Source organism: Clostridium sp. BJN0013 (assembly GCF_040939125.1).
Classification (GTDB): domain Bacteria; phylum Bacillota; class Clostridia; order Clostridiales; family Clostridiaceae; genus Clostridium_B.
Genome location: NZ_CP162495.1, coordinates 2647337 through 2669511, shown reverse-complemented (window position 1 = coordinate 2669511; position 22175 = coordinate 2647337). Strand labels below are relative to the sequence as shown.

Here is a 22175-nt window from a genome sequence, read left to right as displayed (position 1 = left end):
TATCTCAAATTTAATTAATTATATGCTGAGGAGGAATCAAGATGAAAAACAAAAAATTAGGAATTAGAATTATTGGTTTGCTATTGACAGCTGCACTTATCTTCGCATTTTCAGGGTGTGGTTCTAATAATTCAACATCATCGAATCCGGCTTCAACTGCTTCAAAAACGAAGGTTTTTACAGATATGGTTGGCAGGAAAGTGACACTATCCACTAATGTTAAACGTATTGTACTTGTGAGAACAATGGATATATATATGCTCTCTTCAATTTTAGGTAAAGAACTAGATACAAAATTAGTGGCTGTAGGCCAAAGTTTCAAGAGTACCGATATTGATGGATATAATATGTTTTCAAAAGTATACAAGAATCTTGATAAAATGACTGCCCTTGGCAGTGTGTATGACGATGCAATAAGTGTTGAATCTGTTGTGAATTTAAATCCAGATATAATCATTGTTGATAAACAATTCTACAATAAAAATTGCATACAGAAAATGATTTCTACAGGATTGCCTGTTGTTATTATGGATAATAATTCCGATCCTTTTTATGGACCTGGAAAGAGTATAAAAATGGTAGGAAAAATGCTGGGTAAAGAATCGAAAGTTGATGAAATGGTGGATTATGCTAACCAGAAAACTGATGCTGTGCTGCAAAGAGTTCAAAAAGTTATTTCAAGCGGAATAAAAAAGCCTGTATTATATTGGGAGTGCGGCAATGTGGCTCCAGATAAGATTGGTCAGACAGATGGTGATGTGAAAACCAGTTGGGGTTATGTTTGGGACAAACTCGGCGCAGATAATATTAGTATTGGTGTCACAGGCCAGCCATTAAATGCCGAAAAGGTACTTGCCTCAAATCCTGATATTATTATCATAGGTGGAGCTAACTGGAGTCCAACTGATAATATTATGCGTCTTGGATTTTTTGCAACTGGGCAAAGTGCTAATGAGCATTTAAGCCTTTACACCCAAAGAGCGGGATGGTCTGATTTAAATGCAATTAAAAATGGAAGGCTTTACGCACTTCATTACAATCTTTATATTCGACCTTATAATTTTGCTGGTGTTGAGGAAATGGCAAAATTCTTATTTCCAAGTGAATTTGAGGACTTAAATCCTGAAAAAGATAGAAAAGAATTTTTTGATAAATATATGCCGGTTAAGTATTCAGGTTTATTTTCAGCAGATTGGAAATAATGTTTATCATTTTCAGGTATATTTTCAGTAGAGCTTGGGAAATAAAAAATTACTTATTTCTTTTTAATGAGTATACCTTCGTGCAAAACCTATTAGGTATATAAGAGTACTATGTAGATTATTGTTGCCCCAAAATATATAATTAAGTATATAAGTAATAATAAGGGGATGGATAAATTGAAAAACAAAATTTTAATGGCAACTTTTTTTGGTATTTTTTTATTAATTACACCTAATGTAAAAGCAGTAAGCTTTACTGACAATCAAACAGTAGATGCTAATAAAACATGGACAATCAAATTTACAAGTGATGTTGAATTTGACGACTTAACCAGGCAAGGAATAACTGTAACAGACAGTAAAGGTGATAAAGTAAATGTGGGAATACAATTAGGTCAGGATAGTAAAACAGTTACAGTGACAGCTCCTCAAGGGGGATATACGGCAGGAGAAAGTTACATATTAAACATCGGAAATCAGGTGCATTCTACTAAAGGTAAGACTTTGAATAAAGAATACACATTGAACTTTAATATTAAAAGTAATGAAGGTGAAATGTTAAATGGAAAGAAGATTAAATCAGGAAATCTATCTACAGACTATGACATTGAACAAGCCTTAAGTGATATAGATAAGTTTCAATTGAATACCTTAAATATACCTGTAAAAATAGAAATAGATAATCTTTCTTCAAGTGGTATGAGAGTTGACAGATCAAGCGAAGAGAAAGCAATAAACTTAATTAAACAATTAAATGGTAAAAATATAAATATAATACTAGAGCCTTATCCCTGGATAGCTGGGGGAGAGGATATTGAAACAGATTGGAATCCAGATGATATGGATACTTTCTTTTTAAATTGGAGGGCAAATGTATTAAAGACATTAATAGATGATATTGCAGTACCATACAATGTAGATGCACTAAACATAGGGAGTAATTTTGTAAATATAGAACCTGAAGAAAAAAATTGGTGTGATACCATAGATTATGTTAGAACCTATTATAAAGGATTAGTAACCTATAGAACTAATTGGTGGTATACAGCATCATGGGATACTAAAAGTATTACTGACTATGAAAACAAGCTAAATAATAAGTTGTTTTCAAAACTAGATTTTATATCTATTGCAGCTTATTTCGAACTTACAAATAATGCTACAAATACTGCGGAAAATCTTGTAAGTGCAATAGAAAGTTCACAGATATCTGTAAATGGAGAAGTTAGAAACCAAAATATAAAACAAGAGATAAAAAATTTTTATGATAAATGGAATAAACCTATCTTCTTTGGAGAGATTGGTTTTCCTAAAACTGATGAAGCATCATTTCATCCATGGGATCCAGATGAAAATAGCATTGTAAATAATGTTGAACAAGCTAATTGCTTTGAAGCTTATAGAAGAGAATTTGAGAATGAGCCATGGTTTCTGGGGTTTTCTGTATTCGCAATAGGCAAACAAGATAAGGATAAACGTTATTACCCAAGTGAAGAAAGTACATTAGTTATCAGAAATTGGTATAGTAAGGAACAGTAAACTTGTTACAGGTAACTTAGAAATTCAAATAATAAATATGAATAATAAAAGATTTTAGGTAATTATATATAATATGGTAAATGAAGTTAAATATACTTGAAAGGCGAGAGTTTACTCAATGCTGTTACAAGTAAAAATTATCTATATTAGCCTTGCTTAATCAAGAGAAGCAGGGCTTTAATTATTGAAGGAAGTTTCCTGTAAGTTAACTTATTTCATTAAAATCAACTATAAATCCATCGACAGGAAATGACTTAATACATAAAATATCATTAGAGGTGATAGATATGAAAGAACTAAATATAAGTAAATGCATTATTCAAAAAAGAAAAGAGAAAGGAATAACACAAGAGCAGTTAGCAGATTATATTGGAGTTTCTAAAGCATCTGTTTCCAAATGGGAATCAGGATTAAGTTATCCTGATATTTTACTTCTTCCTGAACTTGCAACCTATTTTAATGTTTCAGTGGATGAATTATTGGGATATTCTCCACAACTTACAAAGGAAGACATTAAAAAAATTTACAATAAACTTTCACATGAATTTGCTACAAAACCTTTTGATGAAGTAATGGAGCAGTGTAACAAAATGATAAAGAAATACTATTCTTGTTTTCCATTTTTATTGTCTATGATTCAATTATTATTAAACTATTTGCCTTTAGCAAAAACTGAGGAAATAAAAAAAGAAATTCTTCACCAATGTATACTGCTAAGTCAGAGAGTAAAAGGGGAATCGGAGGATATTTCTAACATAAAGAGTGCAAATACTATGGAGGCATTGGCAGAGATGATGCAGGGAAATAGCAAAGAAGTTATTCGATTATTAGACGATAAATTAACTCCGTATAGTGGAGATGATGTTATATTGATTAATGCATATCAAATGCTGGGAGAAATTGCTCAAGCAAAGGTCGTGAATCAAATATTACTATACCAAAATATAATAAATACATTAACCCTTTTAACCAATTATCTTTCCATGCACATGACGGAACCAGTTTTATTTGAGCAGATATATTCTCAGGGGATTCAGATTATTAACTCTTTTCAGATGAAAGAGATTTTGACAAATGCAGTTTTTGAAATTCATATTGTCGCTGCACAGGGGTATTTGATGCAGCAGAAGAAAGAAAAGGCAATAGATGCATTAGAAGAATATGTGGACATTGTCTGTGGATATCAGTATCCATTGAGATTAAAAGGAAATGGATATTTTACTCAGGTAGATAAATGGCTTGAGAATAATATTTGTATTGGAACAAACAGTCCGTTAGATGAGATAACAATTAAGAAAAATTTTATTAAAATGGTTACTGAAAATCCTGCATTTACACAGTTGAGAGAAGATGAACAGTACAATGTGCTTATTAAAAAATTGAAAGGAAAGTTGGGTGAAAAATAATGAGTAATACTTTTTCTGAGTATTTGCCAGTTTTGATACCACTAATTATTCTGCAATTAATTTTAATGATTACTGCATTGGTTCATGTTTTAAGACATTCCACAGTACGTAGAGGAAATAAACCTCTTTGGATTATTATCATCGTTTGTGTAAACATCATTGGTCCAATTTTATATTTTCTAGTTGGAAGGGATGAGGAGTAGTGGATATACTTACAATTTCAAATTTGCATAAAAACTTCGGTACACATCAGATATTGAAGGGGGTGAACTTAAGTGTACCACAAGGTTCTATATATGGTTTTATTGGTAAGAATGGTGCAGGCAAAACAACAACGATGAAGATTGCATTAGCTTTATTAAAAGCGGATTCTGGTGAGATACAGATATGTAATAAAAAAGTTAGATTCGGGTCTTCAGAAACAAACCAATATATTGGTTATTTGCCGGATGTTCCAGAATTTTATAATTTTATGACTGCCCAAGAATATTTAAAACTTTGTGGTGAAATTACCGGAATGTCAATTCATTTCATTCAAAAAAAGAGTGAAGATTTATTAGACCTCGTGGGGTTAACGGATGTAAAAAAAAGAATAGGAAGTTTTTCAAGAGGTATGAAGCAGCGTCTTGGGATTGCTCAGGCATTGTTAAATGATCCTAAACTATTGATTTGTGATGAGCCCACTTCAGCTTTAGATCCTATTGGGAGAAAAGAAATATTAGATATTTTATCCAAAGTGAAAAAACATACAACAGTAATTTTTTCAACCCATATATTAAATGATGTAGAGACAATCTGTGATCATATTGGAATCTTAAATAATGGCGAAGTTGTTTTAGCAGGTAATTTAAATGACATAAAACATAGATATCAGGATAATATAGTGGTGCTGTCACTTTCTTCAAATAGTGATTTAGATGTCTTGTTGAAGGCTGAGGAAATAATGAAATTGGACAAAAAAATTCAGTGTAAAGAAACCTCTATTTATATAAGAACAAGGCAAGTACATGAAATCATGAAATGGATAATGAAAGTTCTGGTTAAATTATCAATTACACCATTAAAACTTGAAATTGTAGAACCCCGTCTTGAAGATATTTTTATGGAGGTGGTTAAATGAGGTCATATATTGCATTCATTAAAAAAGAATGGATTGACTATCTAAGAAACTATAAAATATTAATCATGATAATAGTATTTGCAATTTTAGGAATTATTAGTCCACTTAGTGCTAAGTTTATGCCGGAGATTATCAGAGAATTCATGCCTGCTGGTATATCCATCCAATTAACGGAACCCTCTAATATAGATTCATGGACTCAATTTTTTAAAAATGTATCTCAAATGGGTACTATTGCAGCTGTTATTATTTTTAGTGGAATGATGTCTCATGAATATGAGAAGGGAACGTTGGTCAATCTGATTACGAAAGGATTACCACGTAAGACGATTGTTACGGCGAAATACACGGTAGCGATCTTAATTTGGACAATAAGTTATTGGATATGTTTTTCTATTACATTAATATACACCAAATACTATTTTCCAGAGGGAAAAACTACAGGTTTATTTTTGGCTGTTTTTAGCTTTTACTTTTTTGGTATTATGTTACTTTCAATAGTTATGCTGGGTTCCATAAGTTTTAAAAATACCTATGGTTCTTTACTTTTTACAGCTGGTTTTACAGTAATACTTTTTATCATTAATATGTTTCCTAAAGCAATAAAATGGAATCCCTTGCAATTAGCAAACAGTAATATGAAAATATTGCAAGGTATGCTCACATTTCATGATATAAAATATTCATTTGTCATAATGGTGTTTATTGTTCTATGTGCACTAGGGTTATCTATAAGAATTTTTAATAAAAAACTCTTGTAGAAGATTATGGTCATAATCTTTATTCGCAGTTATTTCTTAGTTTTCTTATTTTGTTTATTAATAAAAGTATAAACTACTGTAGAAGGTGAATAGTCTTCTATTATTTTTTGCAGTAATTGTTGATAATTTGTATACGAAATATTTATATATTTTCCGATAATGAGAGGAATGAATCAATTTTTGTTGAAAATATTTATGGAAGGAGTTTTTTGTATGGCTTACAGGAGATTGATGGGTTTTAATGGCTATAATGCTTGATGCTATTCGCTTTCTTTTATAATAATTTTTAATATTTATTTTAGATATTCTCGTATTAATGGTAGTTGAGTTTTATGATAATTTTTTGAAATACTAATAAAAAACTATAAATGAGTGAATTCGCTAATATTTATTTACAAACACAGTAAAATCAATAATTCCAATAATAAATTCATTTAATTTTGATAAAGACAAAATCGTTACAATTACTCTCACTGTTTAATGTAAGCATGAAAGAAGACATTTTAGTTACCGAGGCATACATAATAGATATAGTTAATGCAGTAGTGAAGTTAGATAATGCAGGCAGTGGAATTATGCTTTTCATAGTAAGTACAGATAGTGGAGTTTCATGGAAGACATCGGATGGAAGTTGATGGATATTGTTAGATATAACAAATATGTGGGACGTAAAAACTAAAAGGATGACTGTCTCAGTACTCCAAGGAATTACTGAAGCACAATGGACATCTCTTGGGATTTCGGATAAAAAGATAAGATTTGCTTGGTATGTGGAAATTAGTTCAAGTACGGATGTTTTAAAGTTAAAGGATATAGGGGTTAATTATAATACAACATAAGTGATTAAAAGACAATATTTTTGTTTAATAAATCTTTAACGTCTATGTTTAATAAAAGTTCTATATAATAAAAATGTATGAAATAAGAAAAATTATCCAAAGTAAGGAAGTATAATTTAAGAAAAAATTTGAGAAATATGTTCCGATAAGTATTCCCAACGAAATAAAAGTTATTTTTAAAAAACTATAATCTAAAACAGTATACTTTTTAGTAGCATTTAATAGTTTATTTATTAAATTTTTCATTATACTGATCTCCTTACGAGGCTACTAAAAAGGGTATTATTATTCGAGATATTACTGGGAGGATGTATAACTAATGGAGATATGTTATTGTGATAAGTGGTCAAATATAAAAAAGAAACCTTGGAATATTATGGATGAAAATGTAGCAAGTATTAACCATAAAAATTGCCAGCCATATACAGCCGTATTAAGTGATGGAGGGCAACCAAAGTATATAGTAAATGTTACTGATAAGTGGGTATCAATAAGTTTTTTGGATGATTTTCTTCGTAAATATTTACATTATGATTTTATAGTTAAAGAGGATAAAAAGATATTTTTAAGAACAATAATGTATTGGGAGTATGAAGCTGATACTGATACTGAATTAAAAAGTATGATTTTTGGTTATCAAGAAAATGGTCATATTGCTATGGAACAAAGGGATTCTAAGACTGGAGAAATTGAGGAACGAGAGACAGAAGATAATGTGTCAAGAAATTGGGATGTGTATCCTGAATTTGGTGAGTATATCTATTTGTGTAAGGAAGAAAGATAAGTCATTTAGATGAGCTAACTGAAAAAAGACGAAATAGCCATCAAAAGTAAGTTCCATTGCTTGCTCCTATGGAAACATAGGGTATCTAGTAAAAACTCCTTTTGGTGTCTGATTCAAGCTAAGGGCAAAACTTCAATGGATGCTGAAATGGCGTCTGCTGGAGTTTTCTTTTTCAGGGTCAAAGTTGGATACATTTGAGCATAGTTTGGGTATCACTTGAACAGATAAAAGCTAGTAAAATCAATGACTTGGACATAAGGGCGAGCTTTTCTTTTAAAATAGATATAAGCTTGTTTATACTAATGAACCAAAGATATCAACAGGAAATGTTTATGTTTCACTTACCAAGGGGATGGCTGAAGCTAAAACTGAGCAGGTTAAAAAAGGACTTCCAGATTGGCTTAAGGAAAGATTTAATAAAGGAAACCAATTTAATAAAGACAACAGACCTAGATATGATTATAATGAAGTAAGAGTAACTAAAGATGGAAATGAATTTAGAGTAGATTCATATAATAGAAACTCTGAGATAGTGTCAAGAAAGTTTACGCAATTAGCAGAAATAAAGGAAGGAACGGCTATATCGTATCTAAATGAATTAGATAAAAAATATTCTCCAGGAACAGAAATAATTAATGGAACTTTTAATCCAAAAGAATTAGGTGGATTAACATTAGAAGGTCAAATGATATTAGAAATTCCAGTCCAAAAATGTGATGTTCCTATAAAAGTTATAGAGAAGGCAAAAGAGTTGCATATAGTAATACGAGATGTTGAAGGGAAGGTATATAAATAATGAAAATAAGATATTGTGAAAAATGGTCATTATTCTATAAAGAAATGCATAAGGATATAAGTAAAGAAGATGCTCGTAAAAGGCATTTCGAGAGAAAAAGTTATACTGCTGTTATTATTGAAAATGATGCAGAGAAGTATATAGTTAATGTAGCAGGAGTATGGGTAAGTGTCTATTTTTTAGATGAGAATAAAAGAAACTATTTATATTATTCGTTTAAGGAGGTTGAAAAAAATAAACTTTTCTTAATCGAATCTTCATATTGGGAATATGAAGGGGGGAGCGATAAAGTTTTAAGTACTATGCACTTTACTTTTTTACAGGATGGTAGTACAATGATGAGCGAAAAAAATGAAATAACAGGAGAAATAGTAGAAAAGGAAGGAAACTTTAGTGTTCAAGGGAATTGGGATACATATCCTGAATTTGGAACATATAACAGCATATGTAGAGAACAAAGAGAGTAGAATAAATCTCATTTCCAAGATATGAAAAATATAACTGTAGTATGGGTTTAGTCATAAATCCATTAAAAAAGTTGAATTTATAGGTTTTGTAGATTCAGAATTTCAGACATTTAGAGTAGCTCTAAACGAAAATGTGTTTCAAGGAGATGTTTAAGTTTAAGAGATAGATTATTATATGAATAGAGTGAGGTAATATAATTTTAACTTTAATTCTGTCATATCTCTCTTATTCAACAATTTAATTATGAAAATCAAATAATTTAAGTGAACACTGCATTATTTAATTTTCAATTTTGGAGTGTTTTTAGTTATTTCTTCAAGAAATATATTTTAATATTCATATATAAAGATAAATAGATTAATTCATAGTACAAATTTATTGTGAGAGAAATTCCTTATTTAATGGGAGCTTATGAGTATCAGTGGATATAGCAAATATACAGGGGGGATATCTCTTGGTATTTCTGATATTTTGCATTTTCAAAGTAATAATAGGCTTAAAATTATTTCTAAAGGAAAGGGAAAAAATTTATCTGATATTAATAATCATAGTAATGCTGTTAGTGTTATCACTTTTTTATGATATTACGCTGCCTAATAGCAAATTTGTTGTGAGATACGAAAATGAGTAGTAAAAACATAATATGCTTATATAGACATCTCTTAGTCTTTCAGATAAAAAAATAAGATTCGCATGGTATTTAAAAACAGGTAGAAAGGAAAATACAATATGGCAATTATTCTTGATAATACTGATAAAGCAATCTTAAGAGAATTGCAGGAAGATGATTCAATCTCAAATTTAGATTTATCAAAAAAAATTGGACTTTCACCATCAGCCTGCCTGGCAAGAACAAAGAATTTGGTGGAAACTGGTACTATCAAAAAATTCGCTACTATTATAGACGAGAAAAAATTGGGAATGGAAGTCCTTGCATTTGTTCTCGTCAATATAACACCTCTTAATAGGCAAACAATACATTCATTTTTAGAGGATGTAAATAGATTTCCACAGATTCAAGAGTGTTACACACTTACGGGAAGCCACGATTATCTTCTTAAAATTATAGCAAAAGATATGGAGAGCTATAGAGACTTTATAATTGATTCATTAATGCAGAATACTACAATCAGCAATGTTGAAACGAGTATGGTTATGGGGATAGAAAAAAGAACTGTCAACGTACCCATTGATTAAGTTTAGTGAGGTGAAAAATTTGAAAGAAAAAACTAGAGCATTAAAGGCCGCCTTCCCCTGTACTATCCCTGTATTAACTGAATTTACTTTCTTCCTTCCATGATTGCTACATTAGCAGTATTGACAGTATTCCGAAAAGAATATTTAGAAGAGAAAGAACTACCGAAGGAGGGAGTACGATGACTTTAACATCTGTTCAAACTTTTATTATTATTTGCATGGTAACTATTGATACGATTATAACAAGGTTTTTGCCTTTTATTTTATTTCAAGATACTAAATTAAATAATTCATATATCAGTTATCTCGGAAAAGTTTTGCCTCATTCTGCTATAGGTCTGTTGGTGGTATATTGTCTTAAAAGCGTTAATTTTAAAAGTCCTACATATGGGATTCCAGAGACAATAGCTATCATTTGCATTAAAAAGCCTTGACAAATCTATCTCTATATACTATAATATGAATGAAAAATATTTTATTCATTCACAAAAACCCGAATGGATGTGGAGGTATACCTGTGGAAAATAAAAAGACACTAATTTACGACTGCGCAAAGGAGTTGTTCAGCGCAAAGGGATTTAAGGATACAAATATTTCAGAGATAACAGAGAAGGCTGGAATGGCCGTAGGAACTTTTTACAATTACTACCCCTCTAAAGAAAAACTCTTTATGGATATCTTCTTGGAGGAAAACGCAAAGCTGAAACGAGACTGCTTTCAGTTACTTGATTTTAACCAAAGTCCCCTAATGGTGGTTAAGCAAATGCTGCAACTCAACGTTGAGGGTATGAAGGCAAACTCTATTCTGAGAGAGTGGTACAACAAAAGCGTTTCTGAAAAGCTTGAGCAGGTCTATCGTGAAGAAAACGGAATTGATGCGGTAGATTTTTTGTATGGTGACTTTCTTGAAATTGTAACACAGTGGCAAGCTCAAGGAAAAATGCGAAAAGACATTGACAGCAAAATGATCATGATGATTTTCGCTGCAATCATAAACATTGATACACATAAGGAGGAAATTGGACTTGAATATTTTCCGGAGCTTTTGGAACACATGACGGAGCTGATTATGAAGGGCCTAATGGACTGCTCCGAATAACACAAGCAGAGCAGTATTTTTTATCGTCAAAATGAGACTAAAATTCGGACAGATGGCGGATAACGAAAAGCGGAACTAAGGGGAGTTCCAGAGATACAATCGTCGAAGTAACCATATCCGGTGGTGAAATTGCAGATATAAAAATACTTAAGGGTGTGTTGGATAGTAATGGAAATCCTGTGGAAATGACGGAGGCATGACTATGGAGGATTTGTTCCAAAAGGTGATTGAATTGCAGTCGCTGCAAGTAGATATAATCAGCGGAGCAACGCTTACCTCCAAAGCACATCTGAAAGCACTAGAAAACGCGCTAAAACAGGAGCTGAAAGAATAGTGGGGAGGAAAAAATATGAAACCTGTAATCAACAATAATACTGGAAGAAAAAGATGGCAGGCATCGGCTGAGCTTCAAACGGTCCTGATTGCCTTGGGTATATTATCCTCAATTCTCTATATTATCACTGACATAGCTGCATCCGTTATGTGGAGCAATTATAGTCATACGTCACAAACTGTCAGTGAATTAATTGCAGTCAACGCGCCAACCAGACTGTATGTAGCTATACTTTTTACTATTTATGACCTGCTGATATACGCTTACGGTGTTGGCATTATGATCTCTTCAAACGGTAAACGAGCTCTTAAAATCGCGGCATTTCTGATTATTACAAAAGAGATTCTTGGATTGGTGGCTACATTATTCTTTCCAATACATCTGCGGGGAGTGGAAGGTAATTTTTCGGATACGATGCATGGAATTTTAACAGCAGCAGGGGTTTTTCTATGTATGTTTCCGGCAATGATAGCGGGAGCGGTATCCTTTAAAGGGAGATTTAGGGTCTATTCAATTATTACAATGATATTGTTTGTTATTTTTGGCATATTGGCCGGTTCAGATCAACCGAAATACGCTTTAGATATGCCTACGCCTATGATGGGTATTTGGGAGCGTATTAATATTTATGGATACATGTTCTGGATTGTAGTATTGTCTGTTATGCTTTTAAGATTCAAAAAACTGAATGAATCGCCAAAATAGATAGATTAAAGGGAACAAAGCGGATTGACCCCTTTGTTTTGGACAGAATCCTTTGTTAGGAGAAATGAATATTAAAAATCAGTGAATTTTCAATTAATATCTCAAAAAAGAGCATATCCTCCTAAAATGATATTTCTAGGGAGTCTCAGCATTGGCAAGAGACAATATGAATTTTGGAAGGACTTAATGGGATATAATATTATAGCAGATGAAGGAAAAGTGTTTAAAAGAACTATAGAAGAGACAAGAAAGCTTGTTGACAAAGAAATCCCAGTAGTTATATTTGGGTTGGATATGTATCATCTAGAATATCAAGAAAAGTTTTATCATAAGATGCATATTCCAGGACATGTGATTTTAATGGTGGGATATGATGAAAACTATATTTACATTCATGACAACTCAAAAGAGAAAATTCAAAGAGTTTGTTATGATGATCTTAGGTTAGCGTGGGAAAATGATTATATTGGTATAAGCAAAAAGAATGCATATTTCGGAATTGAGTTTACTAATGCCAATTATAAGAGAAAAAATGTTATTCAGAAGATCTAAAAATGAGGTATTTTGTGCGTAATTTTCTTAACTCGTGCCACAAGCGTACAATAATTATAAATTAACTAAAAATGTACAGAAATAAGAACCTAGATGCTTATATAAATAAACAATTTAGGCTCTTATTTATTGAGTGCTAACTATTAGTTATTTAGAAAAATATCCTTTGCAACTGAAACAGCATTTAATACTTTTGGAAAACCAACATAAGGGATACATTGCAAAAAGACTTCTACAATTTCTTTCTCTGGTATTCCAACGTTTAGTGCTCCATTAATATGAACTTCCAATTGTCTTTCACATCCGCCTAATGCTGTGAGTGCAGATAACGTAATGAGCTCTCTTTGTTTCAAATCAAGTACTGGCCTAGTATAAATATCTCCAAAAGCAAATTCAATAATATATTTTCCTAAATCAGGAGCAATATTTTTCAGTGACTCTACTACGGCTGTTCCTCCTGTTCCATCAACCTCTTTTAGTTTACGTACTCCTAGTTCATAACGACTTTCCATAATTGAATTACCTCCTCATATTTGATAGTATTATCTTATATGCTGGAGTTAACTCCATGTCAATAGGAAGGTGAGTATATTTGAATTATTACATTGGAGAATTTTCTAAAAAAATTGGATTAAGTATTGATACATTACGATAACTTGAAAGAAATTCAGGTGTTTTTGAACATGACAAAAAGACCTATTAAAATGAGGCCAAAAAAAGAGACTTATATTATTCATAATTAAAAATCAACTTATTTTCGGTGATATCTCTTGACTTACTTTTGTTACTTCAAAGCTTTGAGCTTGAAGAAATAAAATAATTCTATCTATATTAGGTTGAAAATGTCGAGAAGTGTTTTCTCTTTTTAGATATTTTTCATGAATAGAATTATCAAAGGCTTCATTTTTTAAAAGCATATTATAAATACAGGTTAAAAGCATTCTTGCTATAGCAATAATTGCTCTTTTGTGCCCACGTCTTTTCTTTATACTTTCATAACGATATTTAAAGTATGGGCAGGACTTGTTTTTTATTGCTGCATTAGCACACTGAATAAGTATTGGCTTTAAATAAGCTCCGGCACGGCTTATACGAACACTTTTCTTTTTGCCAGCACTTTCATTATTTTGTGGTGTAAGATCTGCCCAAGAGCACAGATGTTTAGCATCTGGAAAGACTGACATATCCACTCCAATTTCAGAAATTATAGTTGTAGCAGATTGTGTAGTTATCCCAGGGGCAGAAGCAATAAGCTCAATTTGTGACTTAAATTCACTTGAAATTAATGAAATGGCAGTATCAAGTTGAGAAATACAATTGTTAATATAATCATAATGATTCAAGCATATAGACATCTTTGCTGTTTGATTTTTAGAGATGCTTCCTTGCATAGCAATCTTAATTTCGTCAGCCTTAGATAACATACTCTTGTGTAGAAATTGAGTATAGTCTATATCTAATTTATCAGGATGCTCCATGGCATATTTAATTATAGCTGATGATGATTTACCAAAGGTATCTGATACTACGCTTGAAATCATGATATTTGAAACTGTTAATGAATTTTGGAATCTGTTTTTCTCACTTGAACGGAAATTTGTAAGTTTAAAGCGATAGCGCATAAGGTCTCGTAGTTCTCTTATGGCCTTTGGAGGAATAAAACTTCCTTTAACTAATCCATGCTTATGTAAGTCTGCAAGCCATAGAGAATCTTTTTCATCAGTTTTTTTGCCGGGAATGTTTTTAACGTACTTTGGGTTAGCCAGAGTAATATTACAGGAATCTTCAAGTATGTTATAGATAGGTATCCAGTACTTTCCGGTGCTTTCCATACAAACTTCTTTACAGTTATGCTCAGATAACCACTCTTTTAAATGGAAAAGATTCTTTGAGTAAGTACTGAATTGTTTGGTTGCATAGGTAGTGATGTTATTCTCATTGGTTGATGTTACAGTTGCAACTACAAATTTTTTGTGAACATCAATACCGCAACAAATAGAATAAACGATTTTTAACATTTATATCACCTACAAATAAAAAAATAAAGTACACAGGTGTTGACTGAATACTCATACTTTTAAACGGTCTTTGTTTAAACAAAGATTAACTTACGTGCCCTAGGGCACACTTATTTGTACTTAAAAGAGTAATCGGCACATGTTATTATACGGATTACAGTGAAGTGCAATCACACTCACCCCGCCGTGCTCTGTAGTACACCTGTATACTTGTCTATATTATTCACAGTAATTGGTAATTTTAATCACTCTTTCATTAATTTTTGTGCCTTGAGCACAGCGAAAGGAATGAATGTTATTATGAGAAAATTGGTTTGATTTATCCTAATAGAGATAAAATAAATAGGCGAGTGTATTGTGAAAAAGATATAGAATGGTTAAATTTTATATTTAGATTAAAAGAAACAAATATGCCAATTAAAGAAATTCAATATTATTCTAAGCTGAGATATGAGGGAGACAGTACGCTGAGAGAACGTTTGAAATTATTGGAAAAGCAAATGGACAGATTGTATACTCAAAAAAGCAATATAGAGAATAATATAGTGAACTTAGAGAAAAAAATTAATATTTATAAGAAAATGATTAATAAAACTATTATTAAGGATTAATACACAAATTTTTTATTTAGATAACTAAAAGCCCATATCTATTGAAAGGAGAATTTTTAAGGATTACCTGGATGGAAAAGGTCCTAATAACGTGAGTTCGACGGAAGTTTATGTGATGAATCGTGTAATATTAATGTCTATATAAGAGTGTATCATTTTAAGGTATACTAAAAAGTAAAAAATATAAGCTATTTTTATATAATTATAAAAATAGCTTATATTGCAGCCCTACAAGCATTAAAAAACTAAGATTTTTCACCTAATTTTTATTATTAGTTGCTTTTGAATTATTACACCCAACGCTAATAATAAGTATTAAAGAAAAAATTATTAAAATAAAACTCTTAAAATGTTTTTTCAACTTTACCCATCTCCCAATTTTCTGTATATGCAAATTATACCATTTGAAAACAAAAGTTGCACCGGTTTTTGTAAGGAGTCTGACCCCTTACAAAGATATGTAATTTATTTGTCCACTGTAAAACTACAGGGTATGATACTGAATGCTATTTGATAAATTTTTTATCCGAAGGCTACCATTGCTAATACCCCCATCTTCTTCAAAGTGGGGGATAAGCACTGCTACGCACCTGGATAAGTTCTTCCCCTAAAGGATAACGTATTATAAGTGCTAAAGACACTAAGAATACTGTTAATAAGGTTCAAATGGAGAAAAGTATTCCTCATAAGTAAACTCCACCTGAACCTAAGAATCACTTGATCTTTAAACACAATATTGACAATAAACATTATACTGTATATAATTTAATATATACAGTATTGGGTAAGGAGGTGTCACTAATTGAAAATACTAATCTCCAATAAATCTGATTTACCTATCTATGCTCAAATTAAGGCACAGATTAAGGAACAAATAATGTGCGGTGATCTTGCCGAAAATGAATTTCTGCCATCTATACGTCAACTTGCGAAGGATTTGGGCATAAGTGTTATTACAACTACGAGGGCTTATTCTGACCTTGAAGCTGAAGGATTCATAGCTACTATACAAGGAAAGGGGAGTTTTGTGCTTCCTAAAGATAATGAGATGGTAAGAGAAGAATATTTAAAACGTATTGAAGAAGCATTTATCTCTGCCATTGAAAATGCAAAATTAGCTAGTATATCAAATGAAGAACTGGTGATGATTTTAGAAAATTTGATGAAGGAGTGAAATCTATGTATGCACTTGAAATAAAAGATTTAAATAAAAGTTTTGGAAATTTTAAACTTAAAAATATTAATCTAAAGTTACCTGAGGGATATATTTTAGGTTATATAGGACAGAATGGGGCAGGTAAAACTACTACAATTAAACTTATTATGGAGCAGCTTAAACGGGACAGTGGAGAAATAACAGTGTTTGGCAAGAACTACACTGATGATGAAATTGGGTTTAAGGATATGATAGGTTATATTGCAGATGAATGTTATTTTCCAGGGTGCTTTACAGCAAAGGATGTAAAAAATAGTTTTAAAAGTTTTTATAAATCATTTGATGAGTTCAAATTTAAATCATATATGGATAGATGGGAGCTGCCGCAAAATAAAAAGATTAAAAATTTTTCAAAGGGAATGAAAATAAAACTAATGTTTGCCAGTGTACTTTGTAGAGAGACAAAGTTACTCTTATTGGATGAACCAACAAGTGGACTTGACCCTGTGATTAGAAGTGAAATATTAGGATTGCTTCAAGAGTATATATCGGATGGTAAAAGAAGTGTTTTATTTTCTACTCATATCATGAGTGATTTAGAGAAAATAGCAGACTATCTTTATTTTATTGATAAAGGTAAAACTATATTTAATGATACAAAGGATAATGTTTTGGAGGGTTATTTATTGGTAAAAGGCGGTGCTGCAGATTTAACAGAACAAATAAAAGAAAAGCTAATCGGCTATAAAAAATCTAGTGTTGGTTTTGAGGGACTAATTCATTCAAGAGACAATAAATATATAAAAAAAGGATTACTTACTGAAAAACCTTCTGTTGAAGATATAGTAGTATTTCATATAAATGGTATGAGGGGGTAACTATGGTGAGAGCTATAAATTATTTAAAGTTAGATTTTAAAATTGTAGGGGGTACATTAAAATATTTACTGATAGTTCCATTAGTATTCATTTTCGCTGTATTGAAAGAGTCATCTATTATGGCTTTAGGTAACTTATTTTTCTTTTTAATATTAGTTGCAGCAATGCCATTTAGTGCTGAAAGTAACGGAAAATATGATAAAATGTATTATATGCTTCCTTCTAAAATTTCAAGTATGGTTTTAGGAAGATTTCTATATTTAATTAGTATGATGCTTATTATTTGGATAATGAGTGGAAGTTTAATTATATATCTCCATAACACAAATGCATTGGGGCAGTTAGAAACTATATTAATATACCTGGCAGGATTCGCAGCTGCTGTAATTTGTTTCTGCCAATATCCTCTATATTATAAATTAGGTATGGAAAACGGTAATATTATATCTATGATATTATCCATAATACCTGCATTTGTTATATGGGTATTGCCTTCAATATTATTAAAGAAGAACAGTTTTTTTACACCTGAATTTTTGAATAAAATTTTATTTTTAACAATGAATAATAAAATTATTTTACCGTTTTTAGGTATAGTAATTATTAGTATTATGGGTATTTCATCATACTTACTTTCATGCTCTATTTGTGAAAGAAAAGAAATATAGGGTGTTTTAAATTTATCTTATACTTAAATATTAACTTAACGACTTTCATTTTAGTGGGGTATATCTTTTTGCCATTTTCTTATATTGCGAAATATATTCATACAATATTTAAAGATCAATCCTATGAGGAACTTTTAGATGATGTAAATACTGTAATTGCTGATATTGAAAATTCTGAGTTTATGACTGCAGATGATGATCAAAGAGGATTTATAAACCTTATAGACATAGAATCTCAAATAGATAGTGCAATTTTTGAGATTACAAAGAGATGTAATCTAGAATGTAAACATTGCTGGGAAGGTGGCTCTCATTCTACAGAAGAATTATCTACAAAGGAAATAATTAGTCTTATAGATGAATTAAGTATGCTTAAAGTATTTAAAATAGTTATAACTGGTGGAGAACCTTTATTAAGGGAAGACCTTTCTGAGATTTTAAAAAGATGTACAGAAAAAAATATTAGAGTAACTGTATTTACAAATGGAACTTTAATTTCTGAAGAATTCCTAGATAAAATAAAAGAATGTAATGTACTAATTCGATTTAGCATTGATGGTGCAAAAGCAGAAACCCATGATTATTTGAGAGGAGTAGGAAATTTTAATACTACAATCAAGGCAATGAAATTATGTAAAGAAAAAGGCTTAGATATTGGCTTAGCTTGCACTATAACCAAGAAAAATTTTCATGAATATAATGATATTCTTGAGCTTGGAAAAGAATTAGGAGTAAAAGAGATTGAATTATCTGAAGTAATAGATAAAGGTAATGCAACTTTAAACAAAGACTTAATGTTAGACCAATCAGAACTAGAACAATTAAGAGTTTATAACCTTTTAGTGTCAGCAAAAAATGAAAGTTTTAGGGCTGGAATGGGTTTTGATAAAGAAAATGAAAATAAATTTGGTAACGAAGAAGTAATACGTGAATATAGTTGTACTGCCGCAATTTCAAATTGTTTTATAAGTGCAAAAGGTGAAGTATATCCATGTACTCTATTTAAAACATATAAAGAATTTTGTGGTGGAAATATTAAAGAGAATAAACTTAGTGACTTTTGGCAAAATGCAGAAGCATTTAAGAAATTAAGAGATTTAAAAATAAATAAAATAAATTCTTGTGTAACATGTGAATCATTTAAATTTTGTCCAGGAGGTTGCAGAGCTAAAGCATACGAATTAACTGGTCAATTGAATGGTCCTATGACGGATGAGTTTTGTATAACTTCAAAAAATATGCTTAATAGAATAAAGTCTGGTGAATTTTATAAGTAGAAGATATTCCTTGGGATGATTATGTAAGAAAGGATTAGTTGTGATTTTATGGATTATATTATAAGTGTTGAAAATCTTACAAAGAAGTTTGGAGAAAAAATTGCTGTAGATAATATCTCTTTCAATGTTAAAAAAGGTGCTATATTTGGATTTCTTGGTACAAATGGTGCAGGTAAAAGTACAACGATAAAAATGCTTACTGGGTTACTTATACCTTCTGCTGGGAATATCAAGGTTTCTAACTGTAATCCAGTAAAAGAAGAAAAAAAATTATGTAGTAAAATAGGTGTAGTTCCAGAACAAATGAACCTTTATGAAGATTTAACAGTTAAAGAAAATCTAATCATTTTTTCGAGGTTGTATAACGTTAACATAGAAAGAGTTAATTCAGTAATAATTGATCTAGAACTAACTAATTACTCAAAATATAAAATAAAAAAATTATCAAAAGGATATAAACAACGAGTTTTAATTGCAAGAGCTTTATTACATTCTCCTGAGATTATTTTTTTAGATGAACCTACATCAGGTCTTGATGTAAATATTGCAGTTGAAATTCGTAAGTTAATAAAGAAATTACAATCAAATGGTACAACTATATTTATTACTACACATTATATGCATGAGGCAGAAGAACTTTGTGATGAGATTGCAATTATTAAAAATGGTAAAATTGTTGCTAATGATAGTATAACAGGACTAAAATCCAAGTATGGTTCAAATAAAATTATAGTAACTACCCAGTCTGGTATAAAAGAGTTTGATTATAAGAATATTAATCAGTTAGCTAACATTTCTCATGAAGAATTAAAATCCATTCATTCTTCAGAACCATCACTGGAAGAAATTTATCTATTACTTACGAAGGAGTGAAGAAGATGTTATGGAAAGATATTAAATTTAGTATACGTAAATATTACATATATGTATTGATGCCTGCCATTTTTATTATGTTTTTTACTAAATTTAATGCAAAGGTGGCAAATACTTCGCCTGATGTACTCAAGGTTGCCATCATTTCAAATGATAAAATGATGAGTCAATATATTGAAAATACTCAAGGTGCCTTTAAAATTTCTTATTATGTAGAAGATCTCGCCAATGGTTATAAAATTGTGGAAAACAAAAATGATGTAGATGCCTTTGTTTTTTATGATGAAAAAAGTAAAATAATAAAAGTTGTAGAAAATAAATCAACTACAAATTCAAAATATGTAGGTTCAGTCCTAAAACAAATTTTAAATAAAACAGATTTTCAAATTAAGTATATAGGAGAATACCAACCAGATATAAATAATATGGATAAATTCAAATATTTACTGAATAGTTTTACTTTTATTTTAACTTTTGTATGTATTTTATTGCCATATAAAATGTTTGTTGATGAAAAGAAAACTTTATCAGCACTTATCCTTTCACCCATTAAAAATTATGAAATTATTTTTTCTAAGACTATATGTACCATATTATTGTTCTCCATTGATGCGTTATTTTTTTATGTGTCACAAGGAATATCTATAAAGGAAATAATCTTATTATTTTTGGTCGGGTTGATTTACATATCACTTGGTATGTTTATGGGTATTTTTTCTGATAGTAAAAAGGTTTCAGTTATGTTCTATCCTTTTATGTTTATTGTTATGATATTTCCTTCCTTCTTGACTAAACCATTTAACAAACTTTCAAATGCTTTTTACAATGCAATAGAAAATAACTGGATTTTTGTTTTGGATATGCTTATTTTATTGATAGTATTTTCTATTATGATTTTGATTGTAAATTACATATTTATGCTAAAGTTAAGGAGGGAAAGAATATGAAAGGTTCTTTTAAGAGAATAATGACAATTTTACAAAAAGATATAAAAGAATATTGGATTCTTGTACTCATATTTATAGTAATTCCAATAGTTATATTTTATATGCCAGCATTAAAGAATGTAGACAAAGTAAAAATATGTGTAGTATCCAATTCAAACATAAATGATAAATTAAATTTTGATAACGCAAATATCTCATATAGTAACACAGTCTCAGATGGATTAGAACAATTGAACGAAAAAAAAATAGATGCTGTTGTAAGTGTAGAAGAAAAAATTATTTATTGTAATACAAAAGATATAAATCTCATAAGTACTATTAAAAAAGGGTTAACTGCATCTAATCCTACACAGGTTAAAGTAGAAATTTTAAATAATGAACCAAATGAAGATAAATTTTCTTTTTTGTTATGTGTTATTATTGTAATAATGGTAGGATTGATTGGGAGTCCTATAGTTTTCCTTAGTGAGAATAAGAATGACTCCTTGTCTTCATTAATGCTTTCATCATTAACATATTTTGAATTTACAATAAGTAAAACTATTTTTGGATTTCTCTGTACTGCTTCTACTTTGATTACCTTTTTGTTAATTACTCAAGAATTGAATAACAATACTTTTGCTATATTATCCATGATTTTCATTACTTCATTTTTTATAAGCATTTTTTCTGGACTTATTAGCTTACCCTTTAGAAAAATTGAACAAATGATGCTTATTACATCTCCAATAATGGTTATATTAGTGCTTTTAGAACTTTTAAGTTTAAATAGCAATTTTAATAAATATCTTCCTATACAAAAAGGGTTTAGAGAAGTTTTGGTAAAAAATATATTCCCAACTGAACAAATATTAATCATTGGAGGAACATCTATTGTTTTACTACTTATATATATGTTTCTATTAAGACAATTTAGTAGAATTCAACGCTAAGCTATTAAATTTT

The 22175-nt window shown here is 30.2% G+C and carries 27 protein-coding genes; 25 read left to right on the top strand and 2 right to left on the bottom strand.

The window, feature by feature from the left end; translation table 11 throughout:
* The first annotated feature begins 41 nt into the window (after window positions 1–41).
* The 17 genes from AB3K27_RS13660 to AB3K27_RS13580 all read left to right on the top strand — a co-directional run bounded on the left by AB3K27_RS13660 (window position 42) and on the right by AB3K27_RS13580 (window position 12802).
* The gene (locus AB3K27_RS13660) at window positions 42–1202 is read left to right on the top strand and encodes an ABC transporter substrate-binding protein (RefSeq protein WP_368487972.1); all 1161 of its coding nucleotides are present in this window, start codon (window positions 42–44) and stop codon (window positions 1200–1202) included.
* A gap of 177 nt (window positions 1203–1379) precedes the next feature.
* Window positions 1380–2741: an Ig-like domain-containing protein gene (locus AB3K27_RS13655; RefSeq protein ID WP_368487971.1), complete on the top strand. Its 1362-nt coding sequence runs from the start codon at window positions 1380–1382 to the stop codon at window positions 2739–2741.
* Window positions 2742–3028: 287 nt separating this feature from the next.
* Window positions 3029–4147: a helix-turn-helix domain-containing protein gene (locus tag AB3K27_RS13650; RefSeq protein ID WP_368487970.1), complete on the top strand. Its 1119-nt coding sequence runs from the start codon at window positions 3029–3031 to the stop codon at window positions 4145–4147.
* Window positions 4147–4350, top strand: a complete 204-nt coding sequence (locus AB3K27_RS13645) for a PLDc N-terminal domain-containing protein (protein WP_368487969.1) — start codon at window positions 4147–4149, stop codon at window positions 4348–4350. The genes AB3K27_RS13650 and AB3K27_RS13645 overlap by 1 nt, the downstream gene beginning before the upstream one ends.
* Window positions 4350–5267, top strand: a complete 918-nt coding sequence (locus AB3K27_RS13640; RefSeq protein WP_368487968.1) for an ATP-binding cassette domain-containing protein — start codon at window positions 4350–4352, stop codon at window positions 5265–5267. The genes AB3K27_RS13645 and AB3K27_RS13640 overlap by 1 nt, the downstream gene beginning before the upstream one ends.
* Window positions 5264–6028, top strand: coding sequence for an ABC transporter permease (locus tag AB3K27_RS13635; protein WP_368487967.1), 765 nt, complete (start codon window positions 5264–5266; stop codon window positions 6026–6028). Before AB3K27_RS13640 ends, AB3K27_RS13635 begins: the two co-directional genes overlap by 4 nt.
* A 440-nt stretch (window positions 6029–6468) precedes the next feature.
* Window positions 6469–6663, top strand: a complete 195-nt coding sequence (locus AB3K27_RS13630; RefSeq protein WP_368487966.1) for a hypothetical protein — start codon at window positions 6469–6471, stop codon at window positions 6661–6663.
* A gap of 24 nt (window positions 6664–6687) precedes the next feature.
* Window positions 6688–6867 (top strand): hypothetical protein, encoded by a 180-nt coding sequence (locus AB3K27_RS13625; protein ID WP_368487965.1) that lies wholly within the window; start codon window positions 6688–6690, stop codon window positions 6865–6867.
* A gap of 319 nt (window positions 6868–7186) precedes the next feature.
* Window positions 7187–7651, top strand: coding sequence for a hypothetical protein (locus tag AB3K27_RS13620; RefSeq protein WP_368487964.1), 465 nt, complete (start codon window positions 7187–7189; stop codon window positions 7649–7651).
* A gap of 352 nt (window positions 7652–8003) precedes the next feature.
* Window positions 8004–8447: a hypothetical protein gene (locus AB3K27_RS13615; RefSeq protein WP_368487963.1), complete on the top strand. Its 444-nt coding sequence runs from the start codon at window positions 8004–8006 to the stop codon at window positions 8445–8447.
* The gene (locus AB3K27_RS13610; RefSeq protein ID WP_368487962.1) at window positions 8447–8914 is read left to right on the top strand and encodes a hypothetical protein; all 468 of its coding nucleotides are present in this window, start codon (window positions 8447–8449) and stop codon (window positions 8912–8914) included. The genes AB3K27_RS13615 and AB3K27_RS13610 overlap by 1 nt, the downstream gene beginning before the upstream one ends.
* A 730-nt stretch (window positions 8915–9644) precedes the next feature.
* Window positions 9645–10112 (top strand): Lrp/AsnC family transcriptional regulator, encoded by a 468-nt coding sequence (locus tag AB3K27_RS13605; protein WP_368487961.1) that lies wholly within the window; start codon window positions 9645–9647, stop codon window positions 10110–10112.
* A gap of 179 nt (window positions 10113–10291) precedes the next feature.
* Entirely contained in the window at window positions 10292–10546 is a 255-nt protein-coding gene (locus AB3K27_RS13600; protein ID WP_368487960.1) for a branched-chain amino acid transporter permease, read from the top strand.
* A gap of 83 nt (window positions 10547–10629) precedes the next feature.
* On the top strand, window positions 10630–11211 hold the full coding sequence (locus AB3K27_RS13595) for a TetR/AcrR family transcriptional regulator (RefSeq protein ID WP_368487959.1): 582 nt from the start codon (window positions 10630–10632) through the stop codon (window positions 11209–11211).
* Window positions 11212–11413: 202 nt separating this feature from the next.
* The gene (locus AB3K27_RS13590; protein WP_368487958.1) at window positions 11414–11545 is read left to right on the top strand and encodes an FMN-binding protein; all 132 of its coding nucleotides are present in this window, start codon (window positions 11414–11416) and stop codon (window positions 11543–11545) included.
* Between the two features lie 15 nt (window positions 11546–11560).
* A complete protein-coding gene (locus AB3K27_RS13585) occupies window positions 11561–12250 on the top strand; it encodes a DUF998 domain-containing protein (protein ID WP_368487957.1) in 690 nt (229 codons plus the stop codon).
* Window positions 12251–12331: 81 nt separating this feature from the next.
* A complete protein-coding gene (locus AB3K27_RS13580) occupies window positions 12332–12802 on the top strand; it encodes a BtrH N-terminal domain-containing protein (protein ID WP_368487956.1) in 471 nt (156 codons plus the stop codon).
* 143 nt (window positions 12803–12945) lie between these two features.
* On the opposite strand, the gene AB3K27_RS13575 is transcribed toward AB3K27_RS13580, so the two are convergent.
* Together AB3K27_RS13575 and AB3K27_RS13570 are read right to left on the bottom strand one after the other, a co-directional pair.
* Complete coding sequence (locus AB3K27_RS13575; RefSeq protein ID WP_368487955.1) at window positions 12946–13314, bottom strand: carboxymuconolactone decarboxylase family protein; 369 nt, start codon at window positions 13312–13314, stop codon at window positions 12946–12948.
* 234 nt (window positions 13315–13548) lie between these two features.
* Window positions 13549–14820 (bottom strand): IS110 family transposase, encoded by a 1272-nt coding sequence (locus AB3K27_RS13570; RefSeq protein WP_368487954.1) that lies wholly within the window; start codon window positions 14818–14820, stop codon window positions 13549–13551.
* A gap of 263 nt (window positions 14821–15083) precedes the next feature.
* Here AB3K27_RS13570 and AB3K27_RS13565 point away from each other — a divergent pair, with 263 nt between their 5' ends.
* The 8 genes from AB3K27_RS13565 to AB3K27_RS13530 all read left to right on the top strand — a co-directional run bounded on the left by AB3K27_RS13565 (window position 15084) and on the right by AB3K27_RS13530 (window position 22162).
* Window positions 15084–15431: a MerR family transcriptional regulator gene (locus AB3K27_RS13565; protein ID WP_368487953.1), complete on the top strand. Its 348-nt coding sequence runs from the start codon at window positions 15084–15086 to the stop codon at window positions 15429–15431.
* 802 nt (window positions 15432–16233) lie between these two features.
* Window positions 16234–16605 carry a GntR family transcriptional regulator gene (locus AB3K27_RS13560; RefSeq protein WP_368487952.1) on the top strand — a complete coding sequence of 124 codons (372 nt, stop codon included), beginning with the start codon at window positions 16234–16236 and terminating at the stop codon, window positions 16603–16605.
* 5 nt (window positions 16606–16610) lie between these two features.
* A complete protein-coding gene (locus AB3K27_RS13555) occupies window positions 16611–17465 on the top strand; it encodes an ABC transporter ATP-binding protein (protein WP_368487951.1) in 855 nt (284 codons plus the stop codon).
* 2 nt (window positions 17466–17467) lie between these two features.
* Window positions 17468–18133, top strand: coding sequence for an ABC-2 transporter permease (locus AB3K27_RS13550; protein WP_368487950.1), 666 nt, complete (start codon window positions 17468–17470; stop codon window positions 18131–18133).
* Between the two features lie 68 nt (window positions 18134–18201).
* Window positions 18202–19410: a radical SAM protein gene (locus tag AB3K27_RS13545; RefSeq protein ID WP_368487949.1), complete on the top strand. Its 1209-nt coding sequence runs from the start codon at window positions 18202–18204 to the stop codon at window positions 19408–19410.
* Between the two features lie 48 nt (window positions 19411–19458).
* Window positions 19459–20283: an ABC transporter ATP-binding protein gene (locus AB3K27_RS13540; RefSeq protein ID WP_368487948.1), complete on the top strand. Its 825-nt coding sequence runs from the start codon at window positions 19459–19461 to the stop codon at window positions 20281–20283.
* A gap of 5 nt (window positions 20284–20288) precedes the next feature.
* Entirely contained in the window at window positions 20289–21230 is a 942-nt protein-coding gene (locus AB3K27_RS13535; RefSeq protein WP_368487947.1) for an ABC transporter permease, read from the top strand.
* Window positions 21227–22162: an ABC transporter permease gene (locus AB3K27_RS13530; protein ID WP_368487946.1), complete on the top strand. Its 936-nt coding sequence runs from the start codon at window positions 21227–21229 to the stop codon at window positions 22160–22162. Before AB3K27_RS13535 ends, AB3K27_RS13530 begins: the two co-directional genes overlap by 4 nt.
* The last annotated feature ends 13 nt before the right edge of the window (window positions 22163–22175 follow it).